The sequence below is a fragment of the Corallococcus sp. BB11-1 genome (genome assembly GCF_026626625.1).
Lineage (GTDB): Bacteria > Myxococcota > Myxococcia > Myxococcales > Myxococcaceae > Corallococcus > Corallococcus soli.
Window position 1 is genome coordinate 1 of record NZ_JAPNJY010000040.1, and the last position, 23,613, is coordinate 23,613.

The window sequence follows — 23,613 nt, forward strand, 5'->3', positions numbered from 1 at the left end:
TCGACTTCGTGGAGGGCCTGTACCGGCCGGAGTTCGGCAACTGGAGCGACGTGCGGCGCCCGGAGGCGAGGGACCAGCTGACGAGCTGGTGTCACGGGAGCACGGGCATCGGGCTCGCCGCGGCGGACCTCTGCGCGCGCACCGGGGAGGCGCGCTACCAGCAGCTCTTCCAGCGGGCCCGGAGCGCGGGCCTGCGCGAAGGCCTCGGGTGGACCCACACGCTGTGCCATGGCGACCTGGGCCTGTGGGAGCTGCTGGAGGCAGGGCGGCGGCTGGCGCTGGAGCCGCAGGGGGCGGAGCGGGAGGCGCTGGACGCGGAGCTGCTCTCCGGCCTGGAGGCGCGAGGCCCGGTGGCGGGGCTCGCGCGGGACGCCTTCTCACCGGGGTTGATGGCGGGGATGGGCGGCGTCATCCACACGCTGCTGCGCATGCACCCGGAGAGTCGGCTCGCCTCGCCCTTGTTGCTGGGCCGGGCGCCCGGCGTGGACCGGGGCGCGCCCTGAGCGAGGGTGCTACGGCCCGGAGCGGTGGCTCCGGGCCCCGGGCCCCGTCACCCCAGTGACGGGGCCGTCCGTCAGTCCCGGGTGTCGCGGCGCACGGAGACCTTCTTGCCGCGCAGCGTGGCACCCTTCAGCGCGGAGATGATGCGCGCGGCATCCGGCTCCGGCACCTCCACGATGGAGTACATGTCCGCGATGTGGATCGCGCCGATGCGGGACGAGTCGAGCCCCGCCTCGCCTGCGATGGCGCCCACCAGGTCCGCCGGCCGCATGCCCGCGGTGCGGCCCGCGCCGATGAACAGCCGCGTGACGTTCCACTCCGGCGCGCGAGGCGTCCGGGAGGGACGCTCGGGGCGCTCTCCACCGGCTTCGGCGCGGTCCACGCGGGGGGCTCGCGCCGGGCGGTCGGGACGGTCGCCCCCACGGCTCGGGGGCCCGGAGCGCTCCGTGCGCGGGAAGCGCTTCTCGGACGGCGGCGCCACCGTGGGGATCTCCTGCTCGGCGGCCTCGTTGCCCTCGTCTTCCTTCTCCTGCAGCAGCTTCATCGCGGCGGCGGCCACGTCCATGACGTTGAACTCGGTGGCCAGCGTCTCCACCACGCCCCGGTACGCCTCCAGGTCTCCACCGACGAGCGCCTCGCGCAGCGACGAGCGCATGATCTCCAGCTTGCGGGCGCGCAGGTCCGACACGGTGGGGACCGCGGAGACCTCGATGCGCTGACCGGTGAGCTTCTCGATGTTGCGCAACAGCCGGTGCTCGCGGGGCTCCAGCAGGGTGATGGCCACGCCCTCGCGGCCGGCGCGGCCCGTGCGGCCGATGCGGTGCACGTAGGCCTCCGGCGCGTTGGGCACGTCGAAGTTCACGACGTGCGACAGCCGGGGGATGTCCAGGCCGCGCGCCGCGACGTCCGTGGCGATGAGCAGGTCGGCCGCCTGGGACTTGAACTGCTTGATGACGCGGTCGCGCTGCTCCTGGCTCATGCCGCCGTGCAGGGCGTGCGCGCGCCAGCCCTGCCCGTTGAGGGACGTGGTGAGCTCGTCCACCTCCGTGCGGGTGCGGCAGAACACGATGGCGGCGGTGGGGGACTCCAGGTCCAGCACGCGCCCCAGCGTCGCGATCTTGAACGCGCGCGGCACGATGTAGGCCGTCTGCCGGACGCGGGGCATCTCCCCGGCCTCCAGCTTCTCCTTGGCGATGCGGATGCGCTCCGGCTGGCGCAGGTGGCGCTCCGCGATGCTGGAGATGCGCGGGGGCAGGGTGGCGGAGAACAGCGCCGTCTGCCGCTTCTCCGGCGTCTCGGAGAGGATGGCCTCCAGGTCGTCCGCGAAGCCCATGTCGAGCATCTCGTCCGCTTCGTCCAGCACCACCGTGTGCACGCGGTCCAGCTTCAGCGTCTTGCGGCGCAGGTGATCCAGCGCGCGCCCGGGGGTGGCGACGACGACGTCCACGCCGCGCTTGAGCACGCGCAGCTGCCGGCCGATCTCCTGGCCGCCGTAGAGGGGGAGCACGCTGACGCCCAGCTTCTGGCCATAGCGGTGGATGGCTTCGGACACCTGCATGGCCAGCTCGCGCGTGGGCACGAGCACCAGCGCGGAGGTGCTGTGGGGCGTGGCGGCCCCGGGGGTGAGGTGTTGCAGGAGGGGCAGCGCGAACGCGGCCGTCTTGCCGGTACCGGTGGCGGCGATGCCCAGCAGGTCCTTGCCGGCGAGCAGGGGCGGGAGCGCGGCCGCCTGGATGGGCGTGGGCTCTTCGTAGCCGAGCGTCGTCAGCGCCTCGACCAGCTCGGGCTTGAGCCCGAGGGAGTCGAAGGTGGGGTTTTCAATTTCAGTGGCGGGAGGCGGGGGAGTCTTCACAGGGCGGCTTGTACCACTTTCACGCCCCGGCGTCGGACTTGCCGCGTCAGGGGCGTTCACGACCGTTCAAGTGCTCCGGGGCTTCCGGTTTTCAGGCTCCCGGGCCCAGGTGCGCCGCCAGCGCTTCCGAGACGGAGACCGCTCCCAGGGCCAGGTCCGCCCCGGACAGCACCAGCCGCGCGCGGCGCCCGCCGTCCAGGGCCGTCCCCTCCAGGAGGGAGGAGAGGCCCCGGGGCCCCCGGTCGATGTCGAGGATCAGCTCCAGGCCGTCCTCCGTGGGGAACGGCAGCAGGGCGAGGGTGCGCGGGGGCCCCCGCCATGCGGGACCGGAATGGAATTCCAGCTCCTGGACGAAGGGCTCGTCACGGCCCAGCGGGGGGCCTGCCTCGCAGTAGGCGTTCTTCCACTGGAGGCCCAGGTGCTGGACGGCGTCGAGCACCGTCTGGAGGGACAGGTGGGGCAGGACGTGGATGCGGTCGCTGTCTTCGGGGTTGAGGGCGTTGTCGATGTCGAGCGCCGTCTTGATCCACACCGGCGAGCCGCGCTCGGTGAGGGGCGTGTGCACGGGCATCCGCAGGGAGAACGGCACCTCCTTCGTCTCCTGGGGTTCGAGCGTGAAGGGGTTGGCGACGCGCCAGGTGCGCACGACGGTGTTGAGCGCGCTTCGCCGGTCGTTGTCGCGCTGGAGGTACTGCGCCATCAGGTGCAGGTCGATGCGATCAATGCGCTGGGGCGTGTGGCCGCCCTGGATGTGGACCGCGCCGCGCAGGTCGCCGCCGGCCCGCACGGTGTCGTGCTCCAGCCGGGTGTCCACCCGGGCACTGCCGATACCGAGGCGGGCGAGCATCTTCTTGAAGGACATGGACGGAAGGCTCCGGGTCGGGAAGGGACGGGGGCGGCTCAGGGGCCTTCGTGGCCCCAGGACGGATCATCGCTGGCGAAGCGCTGGACCCAGTCGCGCACGGTGAGGCCCGCGCCGTTCGCGGCGTCCGGGCGGCCCAGGAGCACGTGGGGGTTGCCGGGCAGGTAGAAGGTCTTCACGTTCGGGGCCGCCGAGGCGCGGACCGCCTCCAGGCTGGACTGCACCTGGGGGCCGTCGAGTCCAAAATAGAGGGAGATGGTGCCGTCCTGCAGGTACCCGAGCATCCCGTATCGCCGGGGGGCGGTCAGCAGGTTCGCGGAGGCGCCCAGCACCGCCGACAGGCGCGTGTCGCAGCCGGTGCACCCGGGCGGGAACTCCACGCCCCAGTTCGCGCGCATCGTGCCGTAGCGGCCATCCCCCAGGGTGTCGATGACGAGCCCCGAGTCGTTCAGCACGTCCACCCGCGCCCATGGCAGGGCCTTCTGCACGCGCCAGGCATTGAACGTCGCCCCGTAGCCGCCCGCGCTGATGCCGGTGAGCCAGACGCGGTCGGCGTCGGGGAAGGTCGGCTGGAGCCGCCGGAGGTACGCGTCCATGTTCCGTGCGCCGACATGTTCGAGGTTCTTCGGGCCGAACCAGTCATAGGTCTGGATGCGGGTGCCTGCGTGCAGGTCGCCGGTGCAATAGGGGACGTAGACGAAGCTCGCGTCGCGGAACGGGTTGCGCGGGTCGTCGCGGTTGAAGAGGACCGCGAGGTCCGGCGCGCGGGCCTCGGCCAACACGGGGGCCTCACCCATCGTATCGGTGATGTGGGTGGCCGTGCCGAGCGCGCAGGCGGCCGCCTCCCAGCACGCGCCACCGCCCGCGAGGAAGATGAGGACCCGCTTGGAGCGGTCCGTCAGGTTGACGGCCATGCCCGTGGACGTGCCGTTCGCGCAGTGGGCATCTGGGACCGGTACGAACGTCCAGGTCTCCGGGGCCGCGTCGATGGGGGCGCCCGCGTCCACCGTGTAGTCAATGGAGGGGATGTCATACGCCCCCGCGTCCGGTGCATCGGTGCCGCCGTCCCCGGGAGGGTCCGCGCAGGCGGCGAGGAAGAGGAGGCCCAGGAGCGTCAGGGAGCGGGTGTGCATGGCCTTCGCGCATAGCACACGGTGCCGTGGGCCCGCCTTCCTGCCTGCCCTGCATGCGACCCGTGCACCGGAGAACCGGGCGCGGCTTGCGGGCTGGCGGAGCGCGTCACCAGCGTAGGCCTTCAGCTCAAGACGGGAGGCGCGTGATGGCCCAGGGGACTGGCAGGAAGGTGCGGTACGCGGTGGTGGGTGCGGGCAACCTGACGCAGGTGGCCATCCTCCCGGCGTTCCAGCACGCGGTGGAGAACTCCGAGCTGGTCGCCCTCATCTCCTCCGACCGGACGAAGCGGGGCGTGCTCCAGCGCAGGTACGGCGTCACGCACGCGGGGGGCTACGAGAACTTCGAACAGGTGTTGCGCGATTCACGCGCGGACGCCGTGTACATCGTGCTGCCCAACAGTCAGCACCGGACGTTCACGGAGCGGGCCGCGCGGGCAGGCGTCCACGTCCTCGTCGAGAAGCCCATGGCGACGTCGGTGGAGGACTGTGAGGCGATGATCCGCGTCACCAATGACAACGACGTGAAGCTGATGGTCGCCTACCGGCTGCACTTCGAGGAGGCGAACCTCCAGGCCGTGGAGCTGGTGCGCTCCGGGAAGCTGGGCGACCCGAGGATGTTCTCCGCGCTGTTGACGCAGCAGATGCGCGAGGGGGACATCCGGGGCAGCGTGGAGCTGGGCGGAGGGGCGCTGCTGGATGAGGGGCCCTATCCCATCAACGCCGCGCGCTACCTGTTCCGCGACGAGCCGCGCGAGGTGTTCGCCTACACGGGCGGAGGGGACGGCCGCTTCCATGGCGTGGACGCGACGGCGTTCGCGCTGATGCGCTTCCCGAATGGAAGGGTGGCCCAGTTCGGCATCAGCCAGGAGGCGTCCGCGGTGTCGAGCTACCGGCTGGTGGGCACGGAAGGGGACCTGCTCGTGCAACACGGCTTCGGGTACGGCACGGACATCGAGCATGTGGTGACCGTGGGCGGCAAGACGGAGACGCGGACGTTCAAGAACAGCGACCAGTTCGCACCGGAGCTGATCTACTTCTCGCGCTGCGTGCTGGAGGACCGGGAGCCGGAGCCGTCCGGCGTTGAAGGATTGGCGGACGTGCGTGTCATTGTCGCGTTGCAGGAGTCGGCGCGCACCGGCCAGCCGGTGAAGCTGGCGCCGTTCGAGAAGCCAAAGCGTCCCACGCTGGAGCAGCTCATCGTGAAGCCTCCGGTGGAGCCGCCCGAGCCGGTGAATGCACCGGCGCCCGCCCAGGGCTGAGCGTCGCGGGGACATGGAGTTCCTGCCTCCGCGAGATTGACCTGCCTCGTTGCAAGCCCTTACGCTTCGAGCATGGGCAATGCCAAGAAGCAATCCACCAGGCACATGGAGCTCTTGGGTCAGACGGTTCCCCACCACACCGCAGGGGGCCTGACTGGGGGCAAGTGCATCGCCAAGCACGAATCCCCCTACAAGGAGAACAGCTCCTGCTCACACCGCTGGCAGGCCTTCGAGAAGGCCTTGGAGCAGAAAGACAGGTACAACCTGTCGGACGAGCGGTTGCGATCCGCGGGGGATGGGGCCTGGTCGCCCCTCTTCCGGGGTGGGGCAAAGGCTGTCGAAAAACTGGCGAAGCGCGGTGAGAAGGTCGCCCTGTCAGACGAAAACAAGGGCATGTACCGCCACCTGCAGGGAAAGCCCGGGAAGGGTGACTGGGACGTTGATCGGGGCAAGTACAATTTCAAATGGGATTGCAACAAGCCCTATTATCACGAGGCGCATCATGTGCTGCCGGATGCCACGCTGCGCACGGCGCTGATTGAAGCCTTCGAGAACCCCGAAATAACCCTCCAGGTCGTGAGCGAGATCCTGAATGCTCCCTACAGTGTTCACGACAAGGACAATATGCTCATCTTGCCGTCTGAGGAAGACCCTCAAACAGATCATGGACAAGCATGACGAAGAGGGCGGGGAGCCTATGTTCAAGGATCTAGCGAAGGCCATTGAGGCCCTCTCCATCGAAATCCATGGTGAAGTAGCCTCGGCCACGCGTGTCCATGGGGTCCGCTCCATTGAAGAATTCGGCAGGAAGTTTGCGCCGCCTCCATCCCCAATCCCATGAACCGTCGCGACGATCCAGCATGAGATATTTTCAGATCAGCACGATTGGCAGCCTGCATGATCCCGAGATTGCCCTGCTCAACGGAACTCCAGAGGGGATGTCGCTACGGGCCTACTGCATGTCCGAGGGGGATCCGGCCCACCGCTTCTATCCAAAGGAGGCAAAGGTCTCCTTGCGGCACGACCATCCGGGCATCAAGCTGTCGTCCCTCCTGGGCAACACGAGCAGCTACCTCATCGTTCATGCCGACGTAAAGGAGGTCATTGCGGCGCATGCGCAGGACATCGAGGTGGAATATCTGCCCTTCGATTTGTATGACCACCGCAAGCGGCTCTACAGCCGGGACTACTTCATCATCAACCCCATCGGGACCGTGGATTGCCTGGACGCGGCGGCCAGCGGTGTGAAGATCGGACCCGAAGGCAGTGTCATCCATGTCGCCCGGTTCGTGCTGGATCCAAAGAAGATCGCCCACCTCCCGGCCCTCTTTCGTCCGAAGGAGGAGCCTGCGGTCTACCTCGTGACGGAAGCCCTGGCGGAGGCGTTGAAGGCAAAGGGATTCACCAACATCCTGCTTGAGCCAGTCTCCATCTCCGCCGACGCATAGCCATCCGGGAGGCGCCCATGATGTCGCTGGCCTTGACAGGAATTGGCGGGGTGTCCAGCGTGGGTTGGGGCGTCGTCTCGACATGCGCGGCCATCCGCGCTGGCATCACGCGCCCGAAACCGTTGCACGACCTGTATTTGACCGACCAGGAGCTGCTTGAGCCCGTGCCCGTGACGGGGCATCCCGTGTCGGAGCTGACGGACGGCTTCGGGCCGCTGGGTCGGTGGCTGCAACTGGCGCAGGCGAGTGTGCGAGACCTTCAGCAGGAAGCAGGGCTGCCAGCAGCGGAGGATGTCCGCTTCTGGAGGCAGACGGGATGGATCTTCGTCCTCCCACACCTGGAAGCGGCTCGCTACCTGGAGGTGCAGGACTTCGGGGGCGGTCTCATGATGGCCACCTGGCTGGAGCACCTGAAGCGGTTGCTGGGGCTGCCCTGGCGGCAGGATGCGGTCCACTTCATCCATGCCGGTCACGCGGGCACCGCCGCGGCCATCCGCCTGTCCGGGCAGCGGTTGGCGGACAGGGACGTCGAGCGCTTCGTGATTGTCGCGGTGGACTCCTACCTGGATGAAACGAGTCTGGAGTGGCTGGGGTCGCACCGGAGACTCAAATCTCCAGACCGTCCCGTCGGACTGATGCCCGGTGAAGCGGGAGCCAGCTTGTTGGTGGAGCCCCTGGCGGGTGCCCGCCAGCGGGGGACCTCGATCCTCGCGCTCCTGCCAGCCGCAGCGACCGGATTCGAGGAGCGCTCGTTCCTGTCCGGGCAGCACTCCTCGGGTGAAGCACTCCTGCGGGTTCTTGATGAGGTGCATCCAGCGGGGCCTCCCGGCAGCGGCTCCATGGGGGAGTGGATCTGCGACCTCAACGGGGAAGAATGGCGCGCCAGGGCCTGGGGCCATCTTCTGGTTCGACTTCAAGCACGGCAGGAAGCGCAATGGCGGGTGCGATTGCCCTGCCTCTCGGTGGGGGATGTGGGCGCGGCCAGTGGCGCGTTGGGGGTCTGCATGGTGGCCCGTTCGTTCGCACGGAAGTACGCGGCAGGAGCACAGGCGCTGGTGCTGTCGAGCGGGGAGCATGGCGACGTGGGCGCCATCCATGTCCAGGCGCTCGGAGGCGGGAGGTGAGCAACAAGTTCCTGCCCACCCTCGTGAGCAACGCCAGCTACTTGAACCAGAAGCTTCTTCCTCGGCTGGCCCAAGGCGGGGGCAGCCCGCAGGACGTTCTTGCCTTCTGCCGGAACCAGCGATTGATGGGCATTGGCTGGCTTCTCCTCCTCTGCGACACGAAGAGGTGGCAGGCCCACCTGAGTCGCAGCGGACGGGCGTTCCTGGCGCTGTCGAATCAATCCGAGGGCGGCTGGCCCGTAGCGTTGAGCCGAATGACCCCGTTCTTCGATGCCCTGGCCGCGCTTGACTGGGAGAGCGCACGTGAGCTGGCGCTCCGGGCGCCGAGGGAGCGAAACGTTGAAATCGAATACGAGGAGGACTTCCTCTACGTCCGGTTCCTCATGGACTTCTGCGTCCTGCAGTGCTCCGAGGAGGACGCGCGCGCATGCCTTGCCCGGTTCGAGAGAGTGCTTCAGGGCTCCGAGGAGCCCCGGCTCCAGGTCTGCCAGGCACTCCTCGCCCGAGACGAGGAGGCCTTTCAGTCCTCATTGGAAGTCTTCCTGGCGGCGGAGGCCCGGAGGTATGTCCTGTTACGGGAGCGGGGACGGCTTCCCCAGGAGACCTGGGCCACCGATGCGAGGATTTGTGTCGAAGGGCTCGCGCTGGTGGTGCTCGCGGAGCGCGCAGGACTGAAGACGTCAGGGGCGTTCCCAGCCCTTCCCTTGGTCGCTCGATGTGGAGTGCCCCCCGTTGAGCCAATGGATGCGTGGCGGATGGGCGACTGAGTTCAGCAGTCCTTTGGAGAGGGGCGCGAGGCCAGCCCCACTGGCAGGTCCGGATCCGTGAGCACGGCGTCCAGCACACCGAGGAACTCGGTGTGGAGGCCCTCGGCGGTGCTGGCCTCGAACAGGTCGGTGTTGAACTCCAGGGCCCCCGTGAAGCCCTCGTCCTGCTCCGTCAGGGAGAGGGCCAGCTCGTAGGTGGCCGAGCCCCGGCTGACCACCACGCGCGTCACGGTGAGGCCCGGCAGCTCGAATGGCGCCTCCGGGGTGTTCTGCAATACGAACATCGCCTGGAACACCGGGGAGCGATTCGTGGGCAGCTGGGCGCCCAGCGACGCCACGACCAGATCGAGCGGGACCTCCTGGTGTGCGTATGCGCCCAGCGTCTCCTCGCGCACCTGCTGAAGCAACGTGCGGAACCCCGGGCTTCCACGCAGGTTGATGCGCAGGCACAGGCCGTTGACGAACATGCCGATGAGCGGCTCCAGCTCCGGCAGGAGCCGGTTCGCGATGGGCGAGCCGATGACGACCTCCTCCTGTCCGGAGCGGCGCGCGAGCACGACACCGAACGCGGACAACAAGGCCATGAACGGCGTCACCTGCTCGCGCCGACACAGGGCATGGAGGGCGTCGCTGCGCTCTCGACCCAACTGGACCGGGCGACGGACGCCGCTGAACGTGCGCTCCGGAGGCCGGGGGTGGTCGGTGGGCAGCGCGAGTTCGGTGGGCGCCCCCGCGAGGGACCGCTTCCAGTAGGCGAGGCGTCGGTCCAGCTCAGAACCGGTGAGCCATGACCGCTGCCACGCCGCGTAGTCGGGGTATTGCACGGCGAGGGGCGCCAGGTCTGCCGTGCTTCCCTGGGACAGCGCCGCGTACACGGCTCCCAGCTCCCGGGCGATGACGCCCAGGGACCAACCGTCCGCGGCGATGTGGTGCACGCACAGCAGGAGCAGGTGCTCGTCGTCCTTCACGCGCAGGAGCGAGGCACGCACCAGCGGATCCTTCGTGAGGTCGAACGGCGTCGCCGCATCGGCATGGATGTGTCGCCACGCTGCGGCTTCCGGGTCCGGCTGTTCGCGCAGGTCCGTGAAGCACCACGGGAAGTCGCCCGCGGGGACGACCTGCTGGACCCGATGTCCGTCCTCCTCCAGGAACCGGACCCGCATGGACTCATGCCGTTCGAGCAGGGCCTGCAGGGCTCCGCGCAGCGCCTCGACCCGCAGCGGGCCCTGGAGTCGATGGCCGTAGGGGATGTTGTAGGCGCTCGACGTGGGGGCTCGGAGGAAGAAGCGATACAGGCGCTCCTGCGCGTACGACAGCGGCAGCGCGCGGTCGCGAGGTGCTCGCACCAGGGCAGGCACCGCGCGAGGACCTTCATCCTGGGAGCGCGTGCCCAGATGCTGCGCCAGCTGCGCGACCGTGGGCCCGCTGAAGAGGACCCGCAGGGCCACCTCCACGCCCAGCTCCGAACGGATGCGCGAGACGAGCTGGGTGGCGAGGAGGGAGTGGCCCCCCAGGTGGAAGAAGTTGTCGTTCAGCCCCACGCGCTCGACGTCGAGGAGCGAGGCCCAGAGACGACAGAGCACGAACTCGGCGGGCGTGGTCGGCGGAACGTAGCTGTGCGCGTCTCCGCTCGCGGGCGCGGGGGCAGGAAGGGCGCGGCGGTCCACCTTGCCGTTGACGGTGAGCGGCAACGCGGCGAGCGGCGTGAAGGACGCGGGCACCATGTGTTCGGGAAGGCGCTCGCGCAGCCACGCGCGCAGCACGGCGCTGTCGGGCAGTGCGGCGCTGACGACGGGGACGAGGTAGGCGGCGAGCCGCCGGTCGCCGCCGGCCTCGACAGCGATGACGGAGGCGTCCTTGACGGTGGGGTGGAGGCGGAGGGCCTCCTCGATCTCGCCCAGCTCGACGCGGTAGCCCCGCACCTTCACCTGGTGATCGGCGCGGCCGAGGTATTCGACGCGGCCGTCCGGAAGGAAGCGGGCGCGGTCCCCCGTCTTGTACAGGCGCGCGCCCGGTGTGGAGGCGAAGGGATGAGGACGGTAGGTGAGCGCGGTGAGCTCGGGGCGGTCGAAGTAACCGCGGCCCAGGCGCTCGCCGGAGACGTACAGCTCTCCCGCGACGCCAATGGGCACGGGCTGCAACAGGGCGTCGAGGATGAAGAGGGGGCCGTTGGAGAGGGGCCGCCCGATGGGGACGGGAGCGCCGAGCGCGGGAGGCGCGTCGAGCAGGTGGCAGGACGAGAAGACGGTGCACTCGGTGGGCCCGTAGCCGTTGACGAGGCGCTGGGGCGGGCCGTGCTGGAGGACCTCGCGAAGGGCGAGCGGGTCGGCTGCCTCGCCGCCGAAGACGAGCGTCTTGAGGCCAGCGAAGGCGCCGGGCACCTGGCGTGCGAGCAGGTGGAGCACCGCCGTGGTGACGAACATCACGGAGGCCCGGGTGTCCCGCACCTGGGCGGCGAAGTCCTGGGGCGAATGGGCGGGGTTCGCCGTGATGCCCACGAGGTGGGCCCCGTGCAGAAGGGCGCCCCAGATCTCGAAGGTGCTGGGGTCGAAGGAGGCGTTGGAGGCCTGGGCGACGCGGTCCTCGGGCGAGAACGGGTGGAGCAGCCGGTCGAAGGCCAGGGCCAGGACGCCACGGTGGACGATGGCGCTGCCCTTGGGTCTGCCGGTGGAGCCCGAGGTGAAGATGACGTACGCGAGGTTCTCCGGCCCGGAGGTGCGCGGCAGGGGCGTGGTGGGCAGGCGCCCCAGAGCGTTCGTGTCGCTGTCGAGGCAGACGGTGGTGCCGGCGAAGACGGGGAGCCGCTCGCGCTTGTGCTGGTGCACGAGCAGGACGTTGACCCGCGCGTCCTGGAGCATGAAGGCGAGGCGTTCTGCGGGGTGGGAATCATCAAGGGGCAGGTACGCTCCGCCGGCCTTGAGGATGCCGAGCATGCCGACGACGAGGTCGACGGAGCGCTCCACGCACAGGCCCACGAGGACTTCGGGCCCGACGCCGAGCGAGCGCAGGTGCCAGGCGAGCTGGTTGGAGCGCTCATCAAGCTGTCGATAGGAGAGGGTGAGGGGGCCGAAGGTGACGGCGGGTGCGTCCGGCGTGCGGGCTGCCTGGACGGCGAAGTGTTCGTGGATGCAGACGTCGCGCGGGAAGGCGGCGGTGGCGTCATTCCAGGAGCGGAGGACGCGGTGGTGTTCATCCTCGGGGAGCAGCGGAAGGGCTGTGATGGGACGCGAAGGTCGGGCGACGGCGGCCTCCAGGAGCGTCTGGAGGTGGGAGGCCATGCGCTGGATGCGCTCGGCATCGAAGAGGTCGGTGTCGTACTCGAAGGTCGCCTTCAGTCCCTCCGGTGACTGCGTCATGAAGAGCGTCAGGTCGCACTTCGATGTCCCGGTGCGCAGCTCCCACGGCTCCGCGGCCGTGGTCATCCGGAGCGCGGTGGACGGATGTGCCTCCAGGGTCGGGGTCTGGAGGACGAACATCACCTGGACGACCAGCGCGTGACTGAGGACGCGCTCGGGGTGGATGTCCGAGACGAGCTTCTCGAAGGGAAGCTCCTGGTGGGCATAGGCGCCGACCGTGGTCTCCCGCACGCGCCGCATCAGCTCGATGAAGCTGGGGTTGCCTGACAGGTCCTGCCGCAGCGCGAGCGTGTTGACGAAGAGGCCGACCAGCCCTTCGAGTTCAGGCCGGATCCGCCCGGCAAGCGGCGTCCCGATGATGAGGTCCTGCTGGCCCGTGTAGCGGTGCAGCAGGGCGCTGAAGCCCGCGAGCAGGCCCATGAACAGCGTGACGTTCTCCTGACGGCAGAGGTCGTCGATGGCCTGGGAGAGCGCCGGAGAGAGCCGGAACGAGTGCGTGTGGCCCTTGAGGCGGTGGACAGGCGGACGGGGCCGATCCATGGGCAGCTCCAGCAGGAGCGGTGCGCCAGCCAGTTGCTTGCGCCAATAGGTCAGCAGTGGCTCCAACCTGTCGTCCTGGAGCCACTGCCGCTGCCAGGTGGCGAACTCGGCGTATTGGATGGGGAGTGGGGGGAGGGATGGGGGCCTTCCCGCGGAGAGGTCCTCGTAGAGGGTTCGCAGCTCACGCAGGAGGACCGTCATGGACACGCCGTCCGAGACGATGTGGTGCAGGGTGAGGAGGAGCAGGTGGTCCTGTTCACCGAAGCGGAGCAGGGTGCCCTGGATCAGCGGGCCCGTGGTCAGCTCCAGTGGACGTTCAAGCTCCTCGCGCGTCCGCCGGGCCAACTCCGCTGCCTGTTCGGCGGCGGGCAGGTGGCTGACATCCACCTGCGTGAGGACGAAGGGATGGGCGGGCTGGAGCCGCGTGACGAAGCCGGCCTGGGTGGGCGCGAAGACGGTCCGAAGTGATTCGTGGCGACGGGTCAGTTCGGTGAGGCAGCACTCCAGCAGGCCGACGTCGAGCGGCGAGGTGATGCGGTAGGCGCCGGGAATCCGGAAGGCGGTGGTTCCCGGGTGGAGCTGCTCCACGAACAGGATCCGCTCCTGCCCGAAGGAGAGCGGTTGATCGCCCTCATGCGGGAAGGGGACGAGCGCGGGCCCGTCCTCGGACACGTCGCCGCGCCGAGCGACTTCGACGGCCTCCGCCATGAGGGCGAGGGTCGGCGTGTCGAAGACCTGCGAAATGGGCATCCGCAGGCGGAAGGTCTCGTTGACGCGCGAGATGAGCTGCGTGCCGAGGAGGGAGTGGCCGCCGAGTTCGAAGAAATCGTCATGGAGGCCAACGCGCTCGACCTCCAGGACCGACGCCCAGAGCCGGGCGAGCGTGACCTCGGTGGGCGTGGACAGCACGCCATCAAGGGCGGGCTCGGAGGCGGAACGGGCGCGGTCGAGCAACACGGGAGACTCCAATCAACGGGGCGCGGTCCGGGCAGGATAGCCGAGGGATCGAGCGGCGTTGAGAGGAGCTGATGCGTCCGCAGCCCTTAATAACAGACAGATACAGGGCCGAACGTAGCTGCTCCTTCGTGGCCGGAGCCGATGACGGCTCCAGCCAGTCTCTGGGGTTGGCCTTGACTCGTCAGTCCTTCCACAAGACCTTCCACGGATGCTTGCGCAGGTCCGTGACCAGGGCGCGCAGCTCGTCGTAGAGCGCCGGGTCCTTGAGCAGGGCGCCTCCCGTGCCTTCTCCCGCGTCCAGCCGTCCCAGCACGCGGTCCGCCTTGGCGGCGATCTGCTCCAGTTGGCCCGCGGCCGCCGTGAACCGTTGGAGGGCCACCTTGACCTGCTGGCCGTCTTCCTCCGTCAGCGGGCCCGTCACCGCCGCCAGGCCTTCCAGCGTCGTTCCGGCGGACTTCGTGAGCCCGGGCAGGTCCTTTCGCATCACCGCCGCCACGGCCGACGCGTCATCCAGGAGCCGGGCCCCCTTGCCTCCGGGCTGGAGCGTCTCCTTCGCCAGCTGTGACAACTGGCGCAGGTCCCGGGACGCCGCCGCCAGCTCCGACGCCAGCACCTTCACGTCACCCTTGTTTTCGGTCAGGACCTCATCCAGCGTCTTCGCCAACCGTGACACGTTGGCCGCGAGCCCCGTCACCGCCTCGGGGTCCTGCTCCAACATCTCCGACAGCAGTGTCACGAAGCGTGAGAGCTGCTCCGACAGCAGATCCAGGCGCGGAGCATCCACGCCTCGCAGGGCCTCGGACGCCGCCAGGGGAGCTTCCGCGTTGCCCGGGTTCAACTCCAGATAGGGCTCGCCCAGCAGGCCCACCGTCCCCACCGTCACCCGCGCGTCCTTGCGCAGCGCTCCCCGGGCCGAGGGCTCCACGGACAGGTCCATGCGGACGGGGAGGGGGATTCCCTTCGCATCCCTCCGGTCCGCCAGGAGCCGGATGGCGTCCACCTTGCCCACCTGTACGCCGCCCAGCTTCACCGGGGCGCCCTGCACCACGTTGCCCGTGTGCGCGAAGTCCACCTCCAGCTTCGCGCCCCTTCCTAGCGTCAGCTCACCCATCAACCACAGCAACACCAGCACGCCGACCAATGTCGCGAGCACCAGCGCTCCCACCTTCAACTCCAGCCGTTGCTCATCCATCCGTCGCGCCCTCCATGAACGGCGCCGTCAACGTCCGCAGCTCCGGGGCAGGGGACTCCAGGAAGCCCTCCGGCGTTCCCAGGTATGCACAGCGCCCCTTGGCCACCACCAACACCCGATCCGCGATCTCCCGCAGCTGCCGGTAGTCGTGCGACACCACCAGTGCTCCCAGGCCCTGCTGCTTCAACGACGCGAGCACCGCCTCCACCTGCGTCGCCGCCCTCCGGTCCAACCCCGTCGTCGGCTCGTCCAACAGCAGGTAGCGCGGCTTGAGCACCAGCGCCCTCGCGATGGCCGCCCGCTTCTTCGCGCCCGGTCCCAGCTCCGGAGGCAGCCGGTCCGCCCAGTCCTTCAGCCCCACCTGCTCCAGCGCTGACTCCACGGCTTCCTCCGGCGCGCTCGGGTCCGCGAGCCGCACGTTCTCCCGCAGCGTCCTCCAGTCCAGCAGCGCCGGTCCCTGCACCAGGTACGGGGCCCGGCGGCGGAGCCCCACCAGCGTTCGCTCCGACTGCGTGTCCACCCGCTCCCCCAACAACGTCACGCTTCCGGCTCCGGGCTTCAACAGCCCGACCGCCAGCCGGCACAGCACGCTCTTGCCGGAGCCGCTCGCCCCCGCGATGAACGTCAGCTCCCGCGTGGACACCTCCGCGCTCAGGCCGTCCAACACGCGGCGGCCCTTCTCGAAGGCGATGGCCACCTCCTCGAAGACCAGCGTGTCGGGACCGGAGTCATTCACAGGCGCACGAACTGGAACGCAAGCGACACCGTCAGGTCAATCAACAGACACCCCAGGCTCGCCGCCACCACGCCGTCCGTCGTGGCTTCGCCCACGGCCTCGGCGCCGCCCCGGGCCTTGAGTCCCGCCACCGCCGCCGCGAGCGGGATGTAGAGCCCGCAGCCCACCGCCTTCAGCACCGCCACCAGCACATCCCACCCATCCACGTATCTGGCGTCCATGAACGCCCGGCCGTCGATGTCGAATGCCAGACTCGCCACCACCACCGCCGACAGGGTCGCCGCCACCGTTCCCAGCACGCAGAGCATCGGCACGCCCACCACCCCCGCCAGCACCCGGGGCGCCACGAGGTCCGCGTACGGGTCCCCCGCTGACATCTCCAGCGCCTCCACCTGCTCGTTCACGCTCATCGTGGACAGCTCGGCGGAGTGGCTCGCGCCGGCCCGCGCCGCCGTCAGCAGGGCCGACACCGCCGGGCCCAGCTCCCGCACCAGCATCTCGAAGTACGCCGGCCCCAGCACCGCCACGTTGCCGATGAGCTTCTTCGCCTGCGCGTTGGCGATCGTCACCAGCACGGCCCCGAAGAAGGCCATGCCCGACATCACCAGCCACACGCTGCGCCCGCCCAGCGCGTGCACCTGCGCGAGGGTCTCCCGCCAGGGCACGCCCTCCCGCAGGCTCGCCCGCACCGTTCGCGCCAGCATCACCCCCGGCGCTCCGAAGAAGATCAGCACGCGCTTCATCCCGACCACCTGGACAGCAGCGTCGTCAGCAGGAAGTCCAGGAGGAAGATGGCCGCGCACCCCAGCACCACCGCGCTCGCCGCCGCTTCGCCCACGGCCCGGGCTCCGCCCTTTGCTCGGAGCCCCACCGCCGTGGACACCAGCGAGATGGCCAGACCGAACGACCCCGTCTTCACCACGCCCCCCACGATGTCAAAGGGGCTCAGCATGTCCGCGAACGTCCCGAAGAACACCCGCAGCGGCAGGTTCAACGTGAGCTTCGCCGCCACCGCTTCGCAGAGGATGGCCACCAGGAAGGTGAACGTGCTCAGCGCCAGCATGCTCACCTCCATCGCCACGACCCGGGGCGCCACCAGCAGGGCGAACGGATCCAGGCCGATGCCTCGCAGGCCTTCGATCTGTCCGCCCACCTTCAGCGTGGCCAGCTCCGCCGCGTTCCGGGCGCCGATGCGCGCCGACATGATCAGCCCCAGCAGGAGCGGGCCGAACTCCCAGAGCACGCCGTACCCCGCGGCCCACCCCAGGAAGGCCCTGGCGCCGAACCGCTGGATGTAGATCCCCGCCTGCACCACCACGATGACGCCCGCCATCGCCGCCGTCGCCAGCGCCAGGGGCAGGGAGCCGTAGCCGAACTGCACCAGGCCTCGCGCCAGCTCGCGTCGCTCCAGTCGTGGCAGGGCCCAGGCCGTGCGTCCCGCCACCAGCGCCAGCGCGCCCACGCCCTCCACGGCGCCCAGCACCGAACGTCCCAGCCAGGCCAGGGCCGCGCTGCTCACGGGTGCTGCCACGGCAGGGTCATGCGAGGGCCTCGTCCGGCGTCCGTTCGAGTTCCGGCGCCGGGGCCCCATCGTGCACCAGTCGGCCTCCGCGCAGGTACAGCCAGCGGGGGAGGGGGAGGTCCAGGGGGGCTTCCGGTGCGGCCACGAGCAGCGTCCCGGTGCCCGCCACGTCCAGCAGCACCCGCGCCACCTGCCGCGCCGTGCCCGGGTCCAGGCCCGCGAATGGATCATCCGCGAGCAGCACCGCGGGCCTCGCTGCCAGCGCCCGGGCGAGTCCCGCGCGCTTCTTCATGCCTCCGGAGAGGCGTTCGGGGAGGGTGTCCGCCGCGTCCGTGAGGCCCACGGACTTCAGCACCGCTTCGGTGCGCTCGCGGGCCTCGGGCTCAGGGACGTGGCGGCGCAGCAGCGGCTGCATCACGTTCTGCCGCACGGTGAGCGAGTCGAAGAGGGCATCCGTCTGGAAGACGAACCCGAAGGCCGCCTGTTGCTTGCGGCGCTCCGGGGCCGTGAGCTTCGCGACGTCCTGCCCGTCCCAGGTGATACGGCCCCGCGACGGGAGCAGGAGCCCCGCGAGGGCTTTCAACAAGGTTGTCTTGCCGGAGCCGGAGCGGCCCAGCACCAGGGCCCGGGTGCCGGGAGGGAAGCTGCCGTCGATGGACTCCAGCACGGTGCGGGGACCGTGCTGGAGGGAGAGGCTTTCGGCGCGCAGTTCCATCCTGGCCTCTGGGGCTCAGGGAAGCGGGGGGGCCGTGAAGTTCACGATGTTGCTGCCGTCGCCTGCCGCCCCAAACCGGGTAGGCGTAGGGCCATCCAGGGACTTCAACTTCACTTCCCCCGAATAGACGGTGTCCCAAGAATTTCCGTCGAAGAACTCGATCGTGTTCCCGGTCGTCACGGCATAGATGCCGTTCTTGCTGAATGCGAGGATATCTAGGACATCAGTGGCCGTTCCCCCATCGGCAGTAGTGACTCGATCCAGAGGGTGCCAGTCTCCTCCGTCGGTCCGTTCGAAGACATGGCCATTGTCACCCGCTGCATAAGCGTACTGACTGTTCAGGACATGCACTCCGCGCAGGAATCCTGCGTCCGTGTCACCAAGAGATTCCTCGGACCAATTGACTCCCGTTGGATTGAAGCGAAAGGCGCGTGCTCCACCATCCTCGTTGCCGCTGCCAACAGCCAGGAGCGTGTCTGCTTTCTTCGCTCCTCCGATTGCACGGAGATTCGCACCAACTGGCGCCATCTCGAACAGGTTGTTCTCTTCGTTATAGGGGGCGGCCCACCGGTAGATTTTGCCATTGCTTGCGACAGCATAGACTGTTGCGCCCCCCGTCGGATTCTCGATTCCGAAAACGCCGTTGAGAGGTTCTTTATCGGAGGTTGTACGGACGAAACACTTCGGATCCGCTTCCGAGGGAATTCGAGTTGCAAGCATTCCGTTATTGCCCACCATAAAGACGCGGCCGTCATTGCTGGCCCATGCCGCCTGCCAGTTTCCGTCGCAACTGCTGTGATTGAAGACCGATGCGGTTGTGCCATTCAGATGGACGACCTTGTTCAAACCCACGATCCAGGAAGCCTGTCCCGAACCATACAAGGCGATGGCCGTCAGGTTCGTAGTCCCCTCAACCCCTGCGTCCGTGGTCCACGTGAGGGGCGCGCACCCATCATCTACTTCGTCAGCACAATCGTTGTTCAACCGATCACAAACATCTGGCAGGCTTTTCTTCACGAAGATTGAACTCTCGTCGCAGTCCTGGTTGACCGTGCCCGCGTCCGCCGTGTTTGGGGGGACGCCGCAGGAGAAGCCAGCGTCCACGCCCGGGGCTCCGTCCCCGTCAACGTCCGTGAACCATTGTTCGGGCTGTTGGGTGACGGCGCATTCGGCCAGTTTCGTGACGATATTGCACTGGATTGCGCCACCGCAGGCGAGCGGCCCGCTGCACGCGGCTCCGACGCTGAATACTTCGTCGGTCGCGCCATTGCAGTTGTCGTCCTTTCCATCGCAACGCGACTCGGTAATGCCGGGACGTATGTCCTGGGTCGTATCGTCGCAGTCACTGTGGTCTTCCACGAATCCGATGGGCGCCGTGCACGCACGCGTCGCCGTCGCATTCAGAGCACCAAACGTGTCTCCGTCGACATCCGGGTAGAAGTCCGTACGCCCGTCGATCGCGGCTCCCGGGTTTACGTTGACGTTCCCGTCATCGCAGTCGGAGCCCTTGGACCCGACGCTGTAATAGCCGTCGTTGTCTCCATCGGTGGCCGACACGGTGAAGGCCACGTCCAGCTTGCCTTCCTCTGGAACCCGCGCCTTCATCTCCTGTGGGTCGCCGACCGCAGTGCCGTCGCAGTCGAACTCGCGGAGCTGCGTCGTCACGTTCAGCACGCGCCCCCAGTCCTTCTCCCGGAACACCGCTACCGCTACGCTGCCCGGCGTCTTGCCGGGGATCGCCACGTTGAGGGTGTTCGTGTTCTGCGCGTCGTCCACGTCGGTGGCGGTCACCGTGACGCACCCGCGTGTGAAGCCGCTGTAGCCGATGGTGACGTTCAGCGCCCCGGCCTTTGAATCGTCCTTCTTGCACCCCGCCAACACGGAGCCACACAGCACTGCCATCAGGAATAAACGCATGGGACGGGCATTCTCCGGCGCGCCCCGGACCCGGGCAAGACGCATTGGAGAGAAACCGCACCTACACGCTCCGGCTGACGCTTCCCGACGTGCGTAGTAGGTTTCCCTCTCCCCCGATGAGAAAGCAGGCCTCCCCATGTCGCGCCGCCTGATTGTCGGCCTGCTGATCGTCGCCGCGTTCGTCCTGCTCAAGGGCGCCGTGCGCGCCACGGCGGTCGAAACCAGCAGCGGCATCAGCGGGCTCGCCCTGGAGGTCGTGCTCCTGGTGATGGACTTCTCCGTCCTCACGCTCGCCTTCGAGCTCGCCCTGCGCCGGGGTGTCACCCACCGGAACGCGCTGCTGCTCGCCACCGGCGCGGGGGCGCTGGTGTCGGTGCTGTTCAGTTGCCTCGCCGTGGGGGTCATCCATCCGCGCGCGCCGGAGCTCAACCTCACGCTCGGCCGCCACCCCGAGTACCTCACCGTGGCGCTGCGCTACCTGCTCGGCTTCTCCCGCAACCTGGCGCTGTGGATGCTCGCGTTCGTCTACCCCATCCTGGCCGCGGACGCGGAGCGGCGCCGGGCCGAGGCGAGCGAGCTGCGCCGGCAGTCGGAGATCGCCCAGCTTCGCGCGAGCCTGGAGCCCCACTTCCTGCTCAACACGTTCAACACCATCGCCGGGCTCGTCACCAAGGACCCCGATGAGGCCCGCAGGCTGCTGGCGTGCCTGGGCGCCCTGTTCGACGACATCTCCGAACACGAGGACGAATGGCAGACGCTCGACCGCGAGGTCCACTGGCTCCAGCGCTACGCGGAGATCCTGGAGGCGCGGCACCGCGGCGTCCTGTCCTTCGAGTGGAACATCGACGAGGCCACGCGGTCCTTCAAGCTGCCCCGGCTGCTGCTCCAGCCGCTGCTGGAGAACGCCGTCAAACACGGGGCGCTGCGCCGCGACGGTGACGGCCGCGTCACGGTCCGCAGCACGCGCGTCCAGAACAAGACCGGCGAGGACTACGTGGTCTGCTCCATCAACGACAACGGCCCCGGGCTGCCGGAGCAGGTGCGCCCGGGGGCGAAGGGGCTGGACATCGTGCGGCGGCGCCTCAAGCTGCACCTGCCCAACTCCCGGCTCACCGTCGACTCCTCGGCCCAGGGCGTCCACGTCCTGGTGGAGATCCCCGAGCTCCGGCCATGAACCTGCGCGCGCTCCTGCTCGACGATGAACCCCCCGCCCGGGACTATCTGGCGGAGCTGTTGACCGACACGGGCGCTGTCGACGTCGTCGCGGCCGTGGGCACCGCCCGGGCGGCCCGGGAGGCGCTCGCGGGCTCGCTCGACCTGGACGTCATGTTCGTGGACGTGCAGCTCATGGGCAGCGGCGGCAACGAGGACGGCATCGACCTGGTGCGCTCGCTGGGCACGCAGGGCCCGGCGGTGGTGCTCGCCACCGCGCACAAGCAACATGCCCTGGAGGCCTTCGAACTGGGCGTGCGGGACTACCTCCACAAGCCGTTCACGCGAGAGCGCGTCGCCGCGTGCGTCCGCCGTCTCCGCGAGCACCGCAAACCCCAGGGGACGACCCCGCCCATCTCGCGCATCGTCGCGCGTCAGCACCGCTCGCTGGTGTTCATCGAACTGGACTCCGTGTTCGCGTTCGAGGCCGACGACCGGCTCACGTACGTGCACGCCGTCGAAGGGAAGTTCGACTTCGACCTGCCGCTCTCCGCCATCGAGACCACGTTCGGGGAGTCCATCGTCCGGGTGCACCGCAACTGGCTGGTGAACCTGGCCCTGGTGCGGCAGATAGAACGCGGCGACGGGGAGACCACGCTCCTCATCGGCTCCCGGACATCCAACGTGCCGCCGCTGCGGGTGCCGGTGGCCCGGGACCGCGCCGCCCGTGTGCGAGAGCTGCTGCTGGCGAACGCCGCCGGCGTGCGCCGCGCCTGACGGTCCGGGCGACGGCTCGGGCTCGCGGGGAGACGGTTCGTCGAGATTTCGGGCGGGTTCGTCGGCAACGGTCCTCCGGTGTTGGAGCGCCGGGGTATTCCAGGGTCCAGCCTGGAGCCCGCCCCTCATGAAGCCACGCCACGCCACCGCGCGAACCCACCCGGAATAAACGCCGGAGATACGCATTCTGGGGCGCTCTTCGCGCCGAGGGTGGGGGGCCCCGCCACCGTCGGCCGCTGAACCCGGAGAGGTTGCTTCCATCACCCCTTGAGCGCTCCACGAGGCATCGTCCAGGCACGCCCCCTCCATCGCCCCCCCGGATGGCGCCTTCCGTGTATAGGGCCCACTGACCTTTCAACACTGCCCGGTTCCACCGCACGCCTTATGCCCACCGTCCGCCGTGCCCTCCTCGCCGCGCCCCTGGGAGCCTGTCTGTCCATGCTGGCCCCGGATGCGTCCGCCCAGCAGACCCCGGAGCCCGCGGCGCCTCCGGCCGCGTCCCCGGGGCCCGCCGCCGAGGCCCCTGCCAGCGCGTTTCCCAAGCCCCAGGTCCAGGACACCGGCGCCGCGCCGCTGACGCTGGAGCGCGCCGTGGCGCTCGCGTCCGAGCGCAACGAGTCCGTCCTCGCCGCGGGCCAGGTGGCCGAGGCCGCCGGGGCTCGCGTCGCCCGCGCTCGCGCCTTCTTCCTGCCCAACCTCACCGCGTCCGGCACCTACACGCGCCGCCTTCGGGAGTCCACGCGCGAGGTTGGCGGACAGACCGTCGTCCTCCAGCAGTTCAACGCCCTGGGCGCCAACTTCACCGGGCGCGTGGCGCTCTTCGATGCGCGCGGCATTCCGCTGTACCGGGCCGCGAAGCTGGAGAGCGAAGCCTCGCAGCTGGACGCCGTGGAGACGCGCCGGCAGGTCTCCTTCGCCGCGGCCAACGCCTTCCTCGTCACCCTGGCCAACCAGCAGGTCTATCAGGCCGCCGAGCAGCGGCTCGCCTATGCGCGCCAGGGGCTGGCGGATGCCCAGGCCCGCGCCACCGCGGGGCTCGCCAGCACCAACGACGTCACCCGCGCGGAGCTGGAGGTCGCCACGGCGGAGGCCAACCTCGCCGCGGCGCTCGGCACCGCGGAGACGAGCCGCCTGGAGCTGGGCTTCCTCCTGGTGGAGCCCGTGAAGGGGGAGCTTTCGCCGCCGGAGCCGCTGCTCGCGGACGCCGTGCGTCCCGCCCCCTCGCTGGAGCTGCTGAACCAGGGCGCCGCGGACCGCCGGCCGGACATCCTCTCCGCGCAGCTGCGGGTGCGGTCGCTGCGCGAGAGCGCGAAGGAGCCCCTGGCCCGCCTGCTGCCGACGGTGGGAGCGACCGCCCAGTTCAGGCTCACCAACGAGGCCGGCCTCAACGGCAACGTCGGCGATGGTTTCCTGGCGGTGGACCTCACCTGGAACCTCTTCGACGGCGGCACGCGCTACGCCGAGCGCCGCGAGCGCGTGGCCAACGCCAACGCGGCGGAGCTGAACACGCAGGCGGCCACGCGGCGCGTGTCGGTGGACATCGAACAGGCGCGGGTGAACCTGGAGACGGCCCGCGCGGCGCTCGCGCAGACGGAGCACGCCGCTCGCGCCGCCCGGAAGAACGCCGCGGAGACGGGCATCCTGTACCGCCAGGGGCTGTCCACCGCGCTCACCGTGGCGGACGCGTCGCTCAGCCTCTTCGAGGCGGAGGTCGCCCTGGCCCGGAACCGCTACGGCCTGGGCGTGGCCCTGCTGGGCCTGCGGGCCGCCGTCGGACTCAATCCATTGGGGAAGGAACCGTGA

Annotated in this window: 19 protein-coding genes; 9 read left to right on the plus strand and 10 right to left on the minus strand. The window is 69.3% G+C overall.

Annotated elements, in window-relative coordinates; translation table 11 throughout:
* The coding region (locus tag OV207_RS34720) for a lanthionine synthetase LanC family protein (RefSeq protein WP_324291592.1) at positions 1-503 on the plus strand (503 nt) is incomplete at its 5' end.
* A 71-nt stretch (positions 504-574) separates the two neighbouring features.
* Here OV207_RS34720 and OV207_RS34725 read toward each other — a convergent pair.
* The 3 genes from OV207_RS34725 to OV207_RS34735 form a co-directional block, all read right to left on the minus strand.
* Positions 575-2,353 carry a DEAD/DEAH box helicase gene (locus tag OV207_RS34725; RefSeq protein WP_267559394.1) on the minus strand — a complete coding sequence of 593 codons (1,779 nt, stop codon included), beginning with the start codon at positions 2,351-2,353 and terminating at the stop codon, positions 575-577.
* A gap of 91 nt (positions 2,354-2,444) precedes the next feature.
* A complete protein-coding gene (locus tag OV207_RS34730) occupies positions 2,445-3,215 on the minus strand; it encodes a sporulation protein (protein WP_267559395.1) in 771 nt (256 codons plus the stop codon).
* A gap of 38 nt (positions 3,216-3,253) precedes the next feature.
* Positions 3,254-4,348 (minus strand): pectin acetylesterase-family hydrolase, encoded by a 1,095-nt coding sequence (locus OV207_RS34735; protein ID WP_267559396.1) that lies wholly within the window; start codon positions 4,346-4,348, stop codon positions 3,254-3,256.
* A gap of 146 nt (positions 4,349-4,494) precedes the next feature.
* Here OV207_RS34735 and OV207_RS34740 point away from each other — a divergent pair, with 146 nt between their 5' ends.
* From OV207_RS34740 to OV207_RS34760, 5 genes are all read left to right on the plus strand, one after another.
* A complete protein-coding gene (locus OV207_RS34740; RefSeq protein WP_267559398.1) occupies positions 4,495-5,607 on the plus strand; it encodes a Gfo/Idh/MocA family protein in 1,113 nt (370 codons plus the stop codon).
* A gap of 72 nt (positions 5,608-5,679) precedes the next feature.
* Positions 5,680-6,285, plus strand: a complete 606-nt coding sequence (locus tag OV207_RS34745; protein ID WP_267559400.1) for a hypothetical protein — start codon at positions 5,680-5,682, stop codon at positions 6,283-6,285.
* A gap of 182 nt (positions 6,286-6,467) precedes the next feature.
* The gene (locus OV207_RS34750) at positions 6,468-7,055 is read left to right on the plus strand and encodes an imm11 family protein (RefSeq protein WP_267559401.1); all 588 of its coding nucleotides are present in this window, start codon (positions 6,468-6,470) and stop codon (positions 7,053-7,055) included.
* Positions 7,056-7,072: 17 nt separating this feature from the next.
* On the plus strand, positions 7,073-8,179 hold the full coding sequence (locus OV207_RS34755; protein ID WP_267559403.1) for a hypothetical protein: 1,107 nt from the start codon (positions 7,073-7,075) through the stop codon (positions 8,177-8,179).
* A complete protein-coding gene (locus OV207_RS34760; protein WP_267559404.1) occupies positions 8,176-8,946 on the plus strand; it encodes an Imm49 family immunity protein in 771 nt (256 codons plus the stop codon). Before OV207_RS34755 ends, OV207_RS34760 begins: the two co-directional genes overlap by 4 nt.
* Positions 8,947-8,948: 2 nt before the next feature.
* Here OV207_RS34760 and OV207_RS34765 read toward each other — a convergent pair whose 3' ends face one another.
* From OV207_RS34765 to OV207_RS34795, 7 genes are all read right to left on the minus strand, one after another.
* Complete coding sequence (locus tag OV207_RS34765; RefSeq protein ID WP_267559405.1) at positions 8,949-13,799, minus strand: non-ribosomal peptide synthetase; 4,851 nt, start codon at positions 13,797-13,799, stop codon at positions 8,949-8,951.
* A 181-nt stretch (positions 13,800-13,980) separates the two neighbouring features.
* The gene (locus OV207_RS34770; RefSeq protein WP_267559406.1) at positions 13,981-14,991 is read right to left on the minus strand and encodes an MlaD family protein; all 1,011 of its coding nucleotides are present in this window, start codon (positions 14,989-14,991) and stop codon (positions 13,981-13,983) included.
* Positions 14,984-15,727, minus strand: a complete 744-nt coding sequence (locus OV207_RS34775; protein WP_267559407.1) for an ATP-binding cassette domain-containing protein — start codon at positions 15,725-15,727, stop codon at positions 14,984-14,986. The genes OV207_RS34770 and OV207_RS34775 overlap by 8 nt, the downstream gene beginning before the upstream one ends.
* Complete coding sequence (locus OV207_RS34780; protein ID WP_267559409.1) at positions 15,724-16,470, minus strand: MlaE family ABC transporter permease; 747 nt, start codon at positions 16,468-16,470, stop codon at positions 15,724-15,726. The genes OV207_RS34775 and OV207_RS34780 overlap by 4 nt, the downstream gene beginning before the upstream one ends.
* Positions 16,467-17,258: an MlaE family ABC transporter permease gene (locus tag OV207_RS34785; RefSeq protein ID WP_267559410.1), complete on the minus strand. Its 792-nt coding sequence runs from the start codon at positions 17,256-17,258 to the stop codon at positions 16,467-16,469. Before OV207_RS34785 ends, OV207_RS34780 begins: the two co-directional genes overlap by 4 nt.
* Positions 17,259-17,265: 7 nt before the next feature.
* The gene (locus OV207_RS34790) at positions 17,266-17,964 is read right to left on the minus strand and encodes an ATP-binding cassette domain-containing protein (protein WP_267559411.1); all 699 of its coding nucleotides are present in this window, start codon (positions 17,962-17,964) and stop codon (positions 17,266-17,268) included.
* Between the two features lie 15 nt (positions 17,965-17,979).
* On the minus strand, positions 17,980-19,881 hold the full coding sequence (locus OV207_RS34795) for a putative metal-binding motif-containing protein (protein WP_267559412.1): 1,902 nt from the start codon (positions 19,879-19,881) through the stop codon (positions 17,980-17,982).
* Between the two features lie 136 nt (positions 19,882-20,017).
* On the opposite strand from OV207_RS34795, the gene OV207_RS34800 reads away from it, so the two are divergent.
* The 3 genes from OV207_RS34800 (at position 20,018) to OV207_RS34810 (ending at position 23,613) form a co-directional block, all read left to right on the plus strand.
* Positions 20,018-21,055 (plus strand): sensor histidine kinase, encoded by a 1,038-nt coding sequence (locus OV207_RS34800; protein WP_267559413.1) that lies wholly within the window; start codon positions 20,018-20,020, stop codon positions 21,053-21,055.
* On the plus strand, positions 21,052-21,810 hold the full coding sequence (locus tag OV207_RS34805) for a LytR/AlgR family response regulator transcription factor (protein WP_267559414.1): 759 nt from the start codon (positions 21,052-21,054) through the stop codon (positions 21,808-21,810). The genes OV207_RS34800 and OV207_RS34805 overlap by 4 nt, the downstream gene beginning before the upstream one ends.
* 438 nt (positions 21,811-22,248) lie before the next feature.
* Positions 22,249-23,613, plus strand: coding sequence for a TolC family protein (locus OV207_RS34810; protein WP_267559415.1), 1,365 nt, complete (start codon positions 22,249-22,251; stop codon positions 23,611-23,613).

Excerpts from the sequence above, each read along its gene's own strand:
- OV207_RS34735 (WP_267559396.1), bottom strand. The coding sequence starts at position 4,348 with ATGCACACCCGCTCCCTGACGCTCCTGGGCCTCCTCTTCCTCGCCGCC.
- OV207_RS34795 (WP_267559412.1), bottom strand. The coding sequence starts at position 19,881 with ATGCGTTTATTCCTGATGGCAGTGCTGTGTGGCTCCGTGTTGGCGGGG.
- OV207_RS34800 (WP_267559413.1), top strand. The coding sequence starts at position 20,018 with ATGTCGCGCCGCCTGATTGTCGGCCTGCTGATCGTCGCCGCGTTCGTC.
- OV207_RS34790 (WP_267559411.1), bottom strand. The coding sequence starts at position 17,964 with ATGGAACTGCGCGCCGAAAGCCTCTCCCTCCAGCACGGTCCCCGCACC.
- OV207_RS34770 (WP_267559406.1), bottom strand. The coding sequence starts at position 14,991 with ATGGATGAGCAACGGCTGGAGTTGAAGGTGGGAGCGCTGGTGCTCGCG.
- OV207_RS34745 (WP_267559400.1), top strand. The coding sequence starts at position 5,680 with ATGGGCAATGCCAAGAAGCAATCCACCAGGCACATGGAGCTCTTGGGT.
- OV207_RS34805 (WP_267559414.1), top strand. The coding sequence starts at position 21,052 with ATGAACCTGCGCGCGCTCCTGCTCGACGATGAACCCCCCGCCCGGGAC.
- OV207_RS34740 (WP_267559398.1), top strand. The coding sequence starts at position 4,495 with ATGGCCCAGGGGACTGGCAGGAAGGTGCGGTACGCGGTGGTGGGTGCG.
- OV207_RS34730 (WP_267559395.1), bottom strand. The coding sequence starts at position 3,215 with ATGTCCTTCAAGAAGATGCTCGCCCGCCTCGGTATCGGCAGTGCCCGG.
- OV207_RS34810 (WP_267559415.1), top strand. The coding sequence starts at position 22,249 with ATGCTGGCCCCGGATGCGTCCGCCCAGCAGACCCCGGAGCCCGCGGCG.
- OV207_RS34755 (WP_267559403.1), top strand. The coding sequence starts at position 7,073 with ATGATGTCGCTGGCCTTGACAGGAATTGGCGGGGTGTCCAGCGTGGGT.
- OV207_RS34780 (WP_267559409.1), bottom strand. The coding sequence starts at position 16,470 with ATGAAGCGCGTGCTGATCTTCTTCGGAGCGCCGGGGGTGATGCTGGCG.
- OV207_RS34750 (WP_267559401.1), top strand. The coding sequence starts at position 6,468 with ATGAGATATTTTCAGATCAGCACGATTGGCAGCCTGCATGATCCCGAG.